This window comes from Thermocaproicibacter melissae, assembly GCF_024498295.1.
GTDB classification, from domain to species: domain Bacteria; phylum Bacillota; class Clostridia; order Oscillospirales; family Acutalibacteraceae; genus Thermocaproicibacter; species Thermocaproicibacter melissae.
On sequence record NZ_CP101827.1, the window covers coordinates 1,077,697 to 1,089,414 of the forward strand.

Annotated in this window: 8 protein-coding genes; 1 reads left to right on the forward strand and 7 read right to left on the reverse strand. The window is 48.1% G+C overall.

The window, feature by feature from the left end; translation table 11 throughout:
- Positions 1 to 35 precede the first annotated feature (35 nt).
- Positions 36 to 1,361, reverse strand: coding sequence for an MATE family efflux transporter (locus NOG13_RS05345; protein WP_283109547.1), 1,326 nt, complete (start codon positions 1,359 to 1,361; stop codon positions 36 to 38).
- 130 nt (positions 1,362 to 1,491) lie between these two features.
- Positions 1,492 to 2,316, reverse strand: a complete 825-nt coding sequence (locus tag NOG13_RS05350; protein ID WP_283109548.1) for a M15 family metallopeptidase — start codon at positions 2,314 to 2,316, stop codon at positions 1,492 to 1,494.
- Positions 2,317 to 2,549: 233 nt separating this feature from the next.
- Between NOG13_RS05350 and pyk the strand changes: the two genes are divergently transcribed.
- On the forward strand, positions 2,550 to 4,316 hold the full coding sequence (gene pyk / locus NOG13_RS05355; RefSeq protein ID WP_283109549.1) for a pyruvate kinase: 1,767 nt from the start codon (positions 2,550 to 2,552) through the stop codon (positions 4,314 to 4,316).
- Positions 4,317 to 4,467: 151 nt separating this feature from the next.
- Here pyk and asnB read toward each other — a convergent pair whose 3' ends face one another.
- The 5 genes from asnB to NOG13_RS05380 all read right to left on the reverse strand — a co-directional run bounded on the left by asnB (position 4,468) and on the right by NOG13_RS05380 (position 11,656).
- Positions 4,468 to 6,399: an asparagine synthase (glutamine-hydrolyzing) gene (gene asnB, locus NOG13_RS05360; RefSeq protein ID WP_283109550.1), complete on the reverse strand. Its 1,932-nt coding sequence runs from the start codon at positions 6,397 to 6,399 to the stop codon at positions 4,468 to 4,470.
- 289 nt (positions 6,400 to 6,688) lie between these two features.
- The gene (locus NOG13_RS05365) at positions 6,689 to 7,834 is read right to left on the reverse strand and encodes a family 8 glycosyl hydrolase (protein ID WP_283109551.1); all 1,146 of its coding nucleotides are present in this window, start codon (positions 7,832 to 7,834) and stop codon (positions 6,689 to 6,691) included.
- 41 nt (positions 7,835 to 7,875) lie between these two features.
- Entirely contained in the window at positions 7,876 to 8,808 is a 933-nt protein-coding gene (locus tag NOG13_RS05370; protein WP_283109552.1) for a carbohydrate ABC transporter permease, read from the reverse strand.
- 12 nt (positions 8,809 to 8,820) lie between these two features.
- Positions 8,821 to 9,774 carry an ABC transporter permease gene (locus NOG13_RS05375; RefSeq protein ID WP_283109553.1) on the reverse strand — a complete coding sequence of 318 codons (954 nt, stop codon included), beginning with the start codon at positions 9,772 to 9,774 and terminating at the stop codon, positions 8,821 to 8,823.
- Between the two features lie 160 nt (positions 9,775 to 9,934).
- Positions 9,935 to 11,656, reverse strand: coding sequence for a type 2 periplasmic-binding domain-containing protein (locus NOG13_RS05380; protein WP_283109554.1), 1,722 nt, complete (start codon positions 11,654 to 11,656; stop codon positions 9,935 to 9,937).
- Between the last annotated feature and the right edge of the window lie 62 nt (positions 11,657 to 11,718).

Here is an 11,718-nt window from a genome sequence, read left to right on the forward strand (position 1 = left end):
TTTTTGGGTTATCGGTTTTATTTTGACCGATTGCCCTAAATTACCTTTTTTGTCTTCCACTTTCCGCTCCGATAACGGATGGTAAAAACAATCATGCGCACGGACCAGTCGATATACATGGCGCCCCACACGCCCTGAACTCCCAAATGGAACACTTGGGTCAGGATAAAGCAGAAGCCGATGCGGAAGACCCACATGGAAATTGTGGATGTGAGCATCGTAAAGCGCACATCGCCCGCCGCGCGAAGTGCATTCGGCAAAAAAAACGACGGAATCCAGATTGTGGCGCTGCAAAACGCAAAAAGCTGAAGAATCTGAATTGCGGTTGCCGACGCGACGGGGTCAAGGCTATAAACGCCGACCACAGCTTTCGATGCAATTAAGAGCATTATATTCATCGTGCCCATCGAGATATACGCGGTGCGCATCAGGCGCTTGGTATAATACTGTGCCTGGTCATAATCTCCCGCGCCGAGGCACTGCCCCACGATGGTGATAAGTGCAAGGCTGCACGCGTTGCCCGGAATATTTGCCACACTGGAAATGCTGCCTGCAACCGCGTTGGCCGCAATGGCAGAGGTGCCGAATGTTGTAACGACACGCTGAACAATCAGCTTGCCAATTTGGAACATACCGTTTTCAAGGCCGTTCGGAACTCCTATGTGCAAAATTCGGAACACCATATCCGGCAGAAAGCAAAACCGGAACGGATGATCAACATAAATCGTATTAACCGGCCGGCAAATCAGAATTAGCATAGCGATTGCAGCTAAGATTCTCGCAAAAAGCGTTCCAATGCCTGCGCCCATCGCTCCAAAGCCGCAGACAAATATGAGAACCGCGTTTGTGCCGATGTGGACAACATTGTCAATGAGCGAGACCATCATGGAAATTTTACTGTTGCCCATGGCGCGGAACAGAGCCGCGCCCGCGTTATAAATTGCCAGAAAGGGGTAAGACAATGACGTGAAGAAGAAATAAATCTGCGCGTTCTTCATCACCTCAGCATCAAGATCTCCATAGACGAGATAGATAATCTGCGTCCGGAACGCAAGGCAGAGGGCCATAACCATTGCAGCTAAAAAGGTTATAGCATAGAGGAGCTGCTTTGCTGCAGTGCAGCCCGACTCCTTGTCTCCCCTCCCGATATACTGCGCAGCAACGACGGCTCCGCCGGTAGCGAGGGCGGAAAAAATCTGAATGAGTAAGACATTGATAGCGTCGATGATAGATGTTCCGGAAACGGCTGCTTCCCCTACATTTGCAACCATCATGGTATCGGAAAGTCCGATGGTAACTGCTAAAAGTTGTTCCCCAGCAAGCGGAAGAATCAGATTGACAAGCTGCTTACGGGTAAACATTGGGTTTTTTATTTCCTCTTTTTTGAAACTCGTATGGCATCTCTTTCCTATAAAATGTTGATGTATTGAAAGAAGCGGTTTCAGGCATTCCGCGCAGAAACCATTGAGAAGAAAAATACAGAGGAGTGTCTCATCCTCTGCTCGAAAGGTATTGTACATACTCTTCCAGACTCATCGAATATTCCCGCATCTTCAAAGCATTGTCGCGACCTACATAACGGTAGCAGGAAGAATCGCCGATATGCTTTGTTTTGCTGTTGATTCCATCCGCGGCGGAAGGATCATCCGGATAGCGCAGGATAAATCCGTAATCGGCAGCATAACGCTGCAGCCAGCGGTATTGAGCCGTCTGACGGAACTGAGATTTCTCTGCTCCCTTCGCGGTAAAACAGACAGAAAGGCCCGTTTGGCTGTCGGTGTATCCGCCTTCGCCCACGGTGGCCTGTGCCTTGTCCTCTGCGCGGATTCGTGAGAGTTTCTGTTCGGTCATCAGCCGCTTTACTTCCGCCTGGAATTTTTGGTTCTGCGTCTGTTCATCAACATAGCCGGAAGTTATGGTGAGCGGACATCCGGCTGCTTCCGCCGCCTCCATCATCCTGCGAAGGGCCGGAACGATTCTCGCATCCACTTGAACCGAACCATATTCCGTCAACTGCGGCCGGTAATCGTCCGGAATCTTCTGGGATGAATTGACAAGCAGCAGATTCAGCGAATCATCATATTCCGGCAGGCCGTCATCCGCAGAGGAAACGGAAGATGTCATATATGCGGAAACTCGTTTTTTCATCTGATCCGCGGTATTCTTGACATTCATCAGGGCAAGAACAACCCCGGCGGCAACAGAAATGCCAAGAAACACAGCCACAACGGTCATGATGATGCGAAGCTTACGCACTTCATTTTGTCTGCGCCAATCGTCATGGCTTTTTATGACTTTTTCACGTTTTATGTACAAGGCACTCTTTTCCTCCAAGGAAGGCATCCGTCATGATTCGTGAACATTCTTGAACATTAATTATTGTATAACTTATCGGATATGTTTGCAACCGTGAGCCCTAAAAACCCCAACAGGGTATAAATTGATTTGATTGGCTTCGTGGAGTGTGGTATGATGTATGCTAGATATTTTTTATTTGTGAATAGGCAAAATAAATAGTAGATATTCCAATCGAAAGCGAGGCTGACCTAATGACCAGAAAAACAAAAATTATATGCACACTTGGGCCCGCTACAAAAGATGAAAATATTATTCGCCAGCTGATGCTGAGCGGTATGGATGTAGCACGATTGAATTTTTCTCATGGTACGCATGAGCAGCAGAAGGTCTATTCCGACGCGGTGAAGAAGTTGCGTGCGGAGCTGAATCTTCCGATCGCCTTGATGCTTGACACGAAAGGGCCAGAAATTCGCACCGAGGAATTTGAACATCCGGTGGTTTTGAAAGAAGGAGACAACTTCACGCTGACTTCACGCGAAATTCTGGGAACCCAGCAGGGGTGCTCTGTTTCGTTTAAGAATCTTCCGGCAGAAGTAGCCCCCGGGAACCGAATTTTGATTGATGACGGGCTGATTGAGCTAAAGGTCATTTCCGTCAGTGGCCCCGACATTCTCTGCACTGTCATGAACGGCGGAGAGGTTTCTTCGCACAAAAGCATTAACGTGCCCGGAATTCGTCTCTCCATTCCGTTCATCAGCGAGAAAGACAGGCAGGACATTGCCTTCGCCGTACGGGAGGATTTCGACTTTATTGCGGCATCCTTCACCCGCTGTGCGGAGGATATCATGAGCCTGCGCAGCGAACTGGAAAAACTCAACTGCCACAAGATTCGTATTATTGCAAAAATTGAGAATTCCGACGGAGTGAACAACATTGACGAAATCATCCGTGTTTCCGACGGCGTCATGGTGGCGCGCGGCGACCTAGGTGTTGAAATTCCGTTTGAAGAAATTCCGAGTATTCAAAAGAAGATCATCAGCAAGGCCTCCAATGCAGGAAGGCAGGTCATCACCGCCACACAGATGCTGGACTCCATGATTAAGAATCCTCGCCCAACCCGTGCGGAGACAACCGATGTGGCAAACGCAATCTACGACGGAACAAGCGCCATTATGCTTTCCGGTGAGACAGCAGCCGGCGCGTATCCAGTACAGGCCGTAAAGACTATGGCAAAAATTGCGGAGCGCACGGAAAGCGACATTGATTATTACGACCGCTTCCGGAAGCGCGCCATTACCGAGCGGCCCGACGTTACTTCCGCCATTTCGCACGCGACCTGCACAACTGCGCACGACCTCGGCGCCACCGCAATTCTGACGGTAACGAAATCGGGACGTACGGCGCGCATGATTTCAAAATACCGCCCCGCCTGCCCCATTATCAGCGGCACAACAGACCCGACGGTTTACCGGCAGATGAATCTTTCTTGGGGTGTCATTCCCATTATGGTAGAGGAACAGGACAACACCGACAAACTGTTCGACCATGTTGTTGACGTCGCGCGGCGGAATCACCTCGTGAAAGACGGCGACCTTGTTGTCATTACGGCGGGTACCCCGATTGGGCTTTCCGGCACGACAAACCTCTTAAAGGTTCAGCTTGTGGGCAACGTACTCGTAACCGGAATCGGCGCTTCCAAGGGTTCCGTGTGCGGCAATGTGTGCATCTGCAAAACACCGGACGAAGTTGCAAAGTATTTCAAGAACGGAGATATTCTGGTCATTCCTAAAACCTCTAACGAACTTCTTCCCTATTTGAAAGCCGCTTCCGCCATTATTACCGAGAAAGACGGCGTGAACTCCCACGCTGCCATTGTCGGCATGGCGCTCGACAAGCCGGTGATTGTGGGTGCAAAAAATGCAACCCTTATTTTGAAGAGCGGCACCACGGTAACGGTTGACGGCATGCGCGGCATTGTTTACAGCGGCAAGGAATGCAAAATCGCAGATAACTCCTGACCCATAACACCGATGCATAGAAAAATCCGGTTTCCAAGCAAGGGAAACCGGATTTTCTTTGCACATTTTGTCGACCGATATTATACTGGAACTAACATGCGGCATATTGCAAAAGAAGATGGAGCACACTTGTGCTCCAGCTTCTTATCTTTTACAGATTAACCGGAACTTTCTCGGAGTCTTCGCTGCCGACCACCGCAGGCTGCTTTGCCTTGCCGGAAGAGAAGAAATCCGGCATATCGCCTTCTTCGTGAGAAGCCCCGTTGAAGTAAACATCATACCAGACGAGGAAGGCAAAGATTGTCCAAATCTTACGGCTGTTGTCGTATTTGCCGCTGCGGTGAGCATCGAGCAAATCGACCAAGAAATCCGTGTTAAAGAACTGTTCCGCTGTTTCTGAAGTAAAGGCAGATTTGACAATGCTATAGTATTTATCTTCCCGCAGCCATACGCGAATCGGCACCGGGAACCCAAGTTTTTTGCGCTGTGCCGTTTCTTCCGGCAGGTGACGCATTGCCGCTTCACGCAGCGCGTACTTGGTATTTTTTGCGTTTACCTTGAGACGGCGCGGCAGGCGCGACGCCACTTCAAAGACGCGGCGGTCAAGGAACGGGACACGAACCTCCACGGAGTTTGCCATGCTCATACGGTCTGCCTTCAGAAGGATATCGCCCGGCAGCCAGACATTGATATCGAGGTACTGCATCTTCGTTACGTCGTCAAGGCCCTGTGCACGTTCATACACCGGCTTTGTTACAAGCTGAGGTGCCGTAACCGGGATATTCTCTTTCAGCAGGCGTTTCTTTTCCGCCATAGAGAACATGCTACAGTTACCGATAAAGCGCTCTTCCAGCGTTTTTGAACCGCGAATTAAGAAACTTCTGCCCTTGACGGCGGGCATCTTTTCCGCAACTGCTCCCAGAGCACGGCGCAGTCCGCGAGGAAGGCGCTGGTAAGAAGCAAGGTCGTCCGGCTCATGATAGATGTTATAGCCGCCGAACAATTCGTCGGAACCTTCTCCGGAAAGCACGACTTTTACATATTGGCGTGCCATCTTCATCACGAAATAAAGCGCTACGCAGGACGCGTCAGCAAGGGGCTGGTCCATAAAATACTGTATCTTGCGGAAATTGCCCCAATACTCTTCCGGAGTAATGACATGGTAGTGATGCTCTGTTCCAATTTTTTCGGAAAGCTCCTGAGCATAACCGATTTCGCTGTATTTTGCACCGCCTTCAAAACCCACAGTAAATGTTTTTTGACCGGAAAAATAGCTTGCAACATAGCTGGAGTCCACTCCACCCGAGAGGAGGCACCCTACCTCAACGTCACTGATGCGATGTGCCGCAACGGAATCTTCAAACACAGCTTCAATTTGAGAAACTGCCTCTTCTTCCGTCATGGTTTCATCCGGCTCGAACTTCGGTTCCCAGTAACGGTGCAGCTCCACTTTGCCGTTGCGGTACCAGAGGCAATGGGAAGGCGGGAGGCAGGAAACACCTTCAAAGAAGGTCTCGGTTATTGCCGGATATTCAAAGGAAATGTAATGGTTGAGAGCATTCTTATTCAGCTTTTTCTCAAAGCCGGGGAAATCAAGGATACTTTTAATTTCAGAGGCATAAATGAAGTGGCCGTTGACCGTTGTGTAATGCAGCGGTTTGATGCCAAAATAGTCGCGCGCCAAAAACAGGGTTCCGTCCTTCTTATTCCAAATGGCAAATGCGAACATTCCGCGCAGCTTGCAGAGAAGGTCTTCGCCCCACTCTTCAAAGCCGTGCACGAGCACTTCGGTGTCCGTTTTTGTATAAAATTGATGGCCTTTTTCCACCAATATTTTCCGAAGCTCACGGTAGTTATAAATCTCACCGTTGAAGGTCACAACTAGTGATTTATCTTCATTGTAAATCGGCTGATCGCCGGTGTTCAGGTCAATGATGCTCAAACGGCGAAAGCCCATGGCAATGCCGTCATCGGTGTAAATTCCGCTCGAATCCGGCCCGCGGTGCGTGATTCGGTCGGTCATCGTTTTAATTACCGCGTCACGGTCAATTACTTCACCTGTAAATCCTACAATTCCACACATAGAAATGCTCCTATCAGCAATTTTGTTTCTTCCGCTTCTGTGTTCATTCTAGATAAGTATGAGATTTGGTTTGTTAAAATATTACAGCATCCTCAGTGAACTTAAAATCTATTCCATATTTCAGCACATGATTAGCGCTGAAAACATACCGAGAATCTGTTAGATGATACCATAAATATTCCGAAAAGGCAAGCGCACGAATTTGTGTGTTGCGACGATTAGAAAAAGGAGCCTCTTGCTTTCCGGCAAAAGGCTCCTTGATTTGTAATTTACGATAAATTCACTGGAATCAACGAATCCGATACTCACCGCTAAGTGCAAGGAACGCAAAGAAATAGAGACAATTATCATAATAGCGGCGGGCGCCAGTGCGCAAAGGAGTATTCCAGAAACGCCTGACACATTCTTCGGCATAAGGGCCGTTTGCAGCGAGGCTTGCTTCCGCATTCACAGCGCATATTGCAACCGGATGCAGCGCCTCGCCATCCAAAATCGTTCCGTCTACCGCATAGATTCCCGTGGGATGGTCTTTCACGGTTTCACAGAAGAACTTCTGCACGCGGTTTGCCTCTTCAACAGCCCAGTCATCTCTTGCAAACCAGCTGTAATCCAACGCAATGTTCGCGACCGTCCGGTAGGCATCGCTGTAATACCAATCGTGGCGTCCCCATATCTTGGCATCTTTTGTATAAGGTGTGCCGTCAAATTCGGAATATTCCGGGCTGAGACCGGTAACGGGGTGACATGCTTTTTTCAGGTAAGCACGACTCGCCGCAGCCGCCTGTTTCCAAAACGGACGGTCCTCTTCATTTGCCCACTTAGCGAACAGCTCATAGAAATGAGGCAAATGATAGGATGGATCGGTGAAATCTGCTTCTGCAATAAACCGAATCAGCTTATTGTTCGGATCCCACATAGCGCGACCGGTTTCTCCGGGCTTTTCGCCCTTATGTACGCAGATATGAAGAAGTTCTCTTGCGCATGCACTGTAATTATAGATTCCTTCGCCGTCTCCCCATCTATGAGAGGCAAACAGTAGTGCCATTGCAAAGTACTCTTCCCCGTCCGGCGCAGCACCGTAGGCATTTTTCGAGCCATCCGGTGCGCAGGACCACGCAAAGTAACCGGCATTTGGCCCTTTTGACAGGCGCATGTAGGTTACCGCCCATTTCCAGAGCCTGTCGAACTCCTCTTTACGGTCCATCTGAACGCACATCATCATGCCGTATGACATGCCTTCCGTGCGGACGTCAAGGTTTCCGGTATCTTCGATATATCCCATATCGTCGCCTACCGGGTGATAGATTCTTTCATCCTCCGAACCGTAAAAAAGAGTTTGAAAAATTTCATCTCTGCGTTTTCTGATTTCGCTTTCACTGTAACCGTATTCCGCAAATACGTTGCGGTAACGGCCTGTTTCATACGCACCTTGCATCTTTTATTTCCTTCGTTTTGTAATATTTTTTGTGATTATCCTTATTCTTTCACTGCGCCGAGCGTCATACCGGTGATAAAATACCGCTGCAGGAACGGATAGAGACAAACAATCGGGAGCATTGTGAGAATGGAACCGGCTGCACGGATGGATGCCGGTGTAATCATGTTACTAGTTTGTTTTTGGCCGTAGCTGCCGCCTGCTGACGCGGTCGTTGCAGCAGAAAGGAGCTTCATCAATTCATACTGAAGTGTCGTGTACTCATCATTCATGCGGTTGTACAGCATCGCATCGAACCAGCTGTTCCAATGAGCAACTGCAATGAACAGCGCAACAGTTGCCAGAACAGGCGTACACAGCGGCAGGATAATTTTGAAAAAGATCGTCATATATCCTGCACCGTCAAGCTGAGCGGATTCCTCAAGGCTTGCTGGAAGGTTCTCCATGTAGCTCCGAATGACCATCATATTGAAAGCTCCCGTCAAGCCCGGAACAATATATACCCAAAAGCTGCTTGTCAGGCCAAGATCTCTGTAAAGCAGGAAGACAGGAATCAGTCCGCCGTTGACATACATCGTGATGACCCAGAAAAGGTTCATCTGTTTCTTCCAAAGATATTTCGGTCTGCTGCAGATGAAGGCAAGCAGGGCCGTCACAAAAAGGCCCAAGACTGTTCCGAGCACAGTACGTTCAACACTAACCCATAAACCGGTCACAAGGTTTTGTTTATTGAGAACAGCCTTATAGTTTGCTGTTGACCACATGCGCGGCCAGAGATAAATTCCGCCGCGAAGTGCGTCTGCTGCGTTATTAAAAGAAATCGCCAACTGGTTTAAGATAGGATATAACGTGAGAGCGACAACAAGTGTGAGAAAAATGGTATTGCAAATAACAAAGGCACGGTCTGCCGGTGATTGCTTGATTTTTGATTTACTTCGCGTTTCTGCGGCAGCAGCAAGAGTTTTTTCCGCCATGTTGATTCCTCCTTAGAACAGCCTTGTATCGCTGTAACGCTTTGCAATTGCATTTGTAATCAGGATCAATATAATAGCTACGGCACTTCTGAAAATACCGGCCGCAGTACCGAGGGCGTAGTTACTCTGACTGATACCCCATTTCAAAACGTAGATATCTATTGTTTGGGAGAAATCCCTTATAACGTCATTCCCCATGATATATTGAACTTCAAAGCCCGAGTTCAAAACATTGCCGACATTCAGAATCAAGAGAAGGATGATGGTATTTGCTATGCCAGGAAGCGTTATGTAACGCATTTTGACCCAGCGTCCGCCGCCGTCAATAGCTGCAGCTTCATAAAGGCATGGGTCAATAGAAGTAATCGAAGCGAGATATATAATTGCATTCCAACCGGTTTCCTTCCAAACTACCGCAGCGGCAACAAGCCACCAAAATGCCGGTCCGTTTGAGAAGAAGTTAACCGGAGAATTCACTACATGCATTTTCATGAGTAAGTCGTTAACAATTCCGGTGTCGCTAAGAGTATCAAAAAGAATTCCGCACGCTACTATCCAAGAAAGGAAATGCGGAAGGTAAGATACCGTCTGCACAAACTTCTTACCGATAATGTTGCGAACCTCATTCAAGAGAATTGCAAATAAAATGGCAAAAAAGGTGCTGAAAATAAGATTCAGCATGCTCATTGCTATGGTATTACGAATTGTCAGCCAAAAATCATGATCTTCAAATAATGTTTGGAATACTTTAAGCCCAACAAATTTCGAGCCAAAGATGCCATCTGCCGGGCGATAATCTTCAAAACCCATCAACCAACCGACTAACGGTAAATAGCAAAAGATAAAGCCATAGATAAAATATGGAATTGAAAGAATAAGCAGCGTTTTTTGAGATTTTGCTTCCTTCCACCACGCCTGCCGTGCCAGCTTTCGCTGTAACTTCTTGTCTGCAGTATTGGCGTTCATAGAATTCACCTCTGAGCAATCTTTGAGTAATCTTAAGGAATAAATGGGAGAATGCAACTATAAAGAAGCAAGCGGCGGGCCAAACCATGCCGCGCCGCTTGCTGCCACTAGTTCGGCGATTTTGACGTTTTATTGTAGGAACGCCATACTTTACCGCTGATTATTTGTTCTCCTCTGCGAACTTAATACGGTTATCCAGTTCTTTCTGCATAGCATCGAGGAAGTCCTGAGGTTTGCAGTTGTTATAGTCCTTCATATAATTGTTCCATTCGGTTTCAAAATCTTTAGCCATAACAACTTTCGGCAGATCCTTGTGCTTGATTTCACCCATCTTCGTCCACGCAAGGCCTTCTTTTGTCGAAGAGTTCAGCGTGTTGGAATATGTGTACATCGGGTACCAGTCACCCGGCTTGTCGTTGTAGCCGAGCATATCGCAATAGTTCTTCGCACCATAGGCCTTGAAGACTTCCTTAACGTCATCATTCAAAGTCTTTTCAAACAGGGCAGGCTGACGATCCGGAAGAGCAGCATTCTTGCCATCCGACAGCATGCCGCCGACGGTCGGGAACCAACTGTACGGGCAGAGGTTTGCGGCTGCATAATCCTGGTTGCTGCAATTTGCGATCTGTTCATCTGTGCGGTTGAAGAGACCATTTTCATCGACATAATAGTCTTTGTCTTTAATGCCCCAGTTACGGAGAATAATAGCTTCGTCACTGAGAAGGTCATTTACAAACTGCAGAGCGCCATCAACATCTTTGCAGTCCTTTGTGATGGCAAGACCGCTGGAAACATTCAGAACGCTGCCATCTTTGGTGTGCCACTGGTTCTTGACACCGTCTCTGATGGTGATCGGAAGAGGAACATAGTCGCAGCCCTCTTCATAGAGTTTCTGAGTTTTGATGGACGCGTTAACGCTACCTGAGAAATCCCACCACTGGTCAATCATACCGAGCACACGGCCGGTGGACAGCTTGGAGATGTACTGGTCATACTTCTGAGTAAAGCTCTCCGGGTCGATAATGCCCTTATGATACTCTTCGTTCAGTTTCTTGAAGTACAGTTTTGCGGTCGGCGTGGTGTTGTAGTCGATGATCTTCTTTTCTTTCGGATCAACGATAACAGAACCATCGTTCGGATAGCCATCGAGGAATTCCGGAGCATTCTCGAGGCAGAAATAACGCCAGTCATCGCAAAGAATGGTGTAGCCGATATTCGGCGTACCGTTCTTCATCTTCGGGTTAGCCTTCAGATAACGCTCAATCAGATCAAAATACTGATCCATTGTCGTAATCTTCGGGTAATTCGCCCATTTCAGAACGCGGCACTGAATCCAGAATGCTTCGTCGTTATGTACAGTTTCATTCGGCTTCCCCCTAAAGCTACTGAACTGCGGGATGTAGTAGATGTGGCCATGTACCTGTTTGATCTGCGCCCACTGCAGTTTTGTAAACTTGTCCTTGATGTTCGGATACTTGTCAATTTTGTCATCCAGTTCAATGAGTGCGCCAGCCTGAATCAGCTGAGAAGTAGCATCGGAACCCTCAATGAAATCCGGGTAATCGTTGCCGGCAATCAAAGTACCGACAGCTTCTTCTGCTGCCTGACCAGTAAGCCATGTTTCCGTTGAAGTAGCCCCAGTAAGTTCATTAAGCTTTAGCTTAGCTGCGCTATCCTCTTTCGTTTCTGCACCGGCCAGCGGCTCTGCGAAGAATGCCTTAAACTTCTTCAGCTCCCCACTCTTCTTGCTAGAAGCAGTAGTGCCCGCGCCGGTGTTGCCGCCAGCAGAAGAGGTAGAGTCTGACTTTTTGCATCCAACGCAAGCACCGGCCATCAGTGCTGCGCAAAGAGCAATTGCCAAGGCTCTTTTTGCACTTTTCATAACTTATCCCTCCATGTTGTTGTGATTTTGCAATCACCTTATTCATGCTGCTAGGCTAATTA

Bases quoted from the DNA above. Each gene is read 5' to 3' on its own strand.
- NOG13_RS05345 (WP_283109547.1), bottom strand. From the start codon at position 1,361: ATGTTTACCCGTAAGCAGCTTGTCAATCTGATTCTTCCGCTTGCTGGG.
- pyk (WP_283109549.1), top strand. From the start codon at position 2,550: ATGACCAGAAAAACAAAAATTATATGCACACTTGGGCCCGCTACAAAA.
- asnB (WP_283109550.1), bottom strand. From the start codon at position 6,399: ATGTGTGGAATTGTAGGATTTACAGGTGAAGTAATTGACCGTGACGCG.
- NOG13_RS05365 (WP_283109551.1), bottom strand. From the start codon at position 7,834: ATGCAAGGTGCGTATGAAACAGGCCGTTACCGCAACGTATTTGCGGAA.
- NOG13_RS05370 (WP_283109552.1), bottom strand. From the start codon at position 8,808: ATGGCGGAAAAAACTCTTGCTGCTGCCGCAGAAACGCGAAGTAAATCA.
- NOG13_RS05375 (WP_283109553.1), bottom strand. From the start codon at position 9,774: ATGAACGCCAATACTGCAGACAAGAAGTTACAGCGAAAGCTGGCACGG.
- NOG13_RS05380 (WP_283109554.1), bottom strand. From the start codon at position 11,656: ATGAAAAGTGCAAAAAGAGCCTTGGCAATTGCTCTTTGCGCAGCACTG.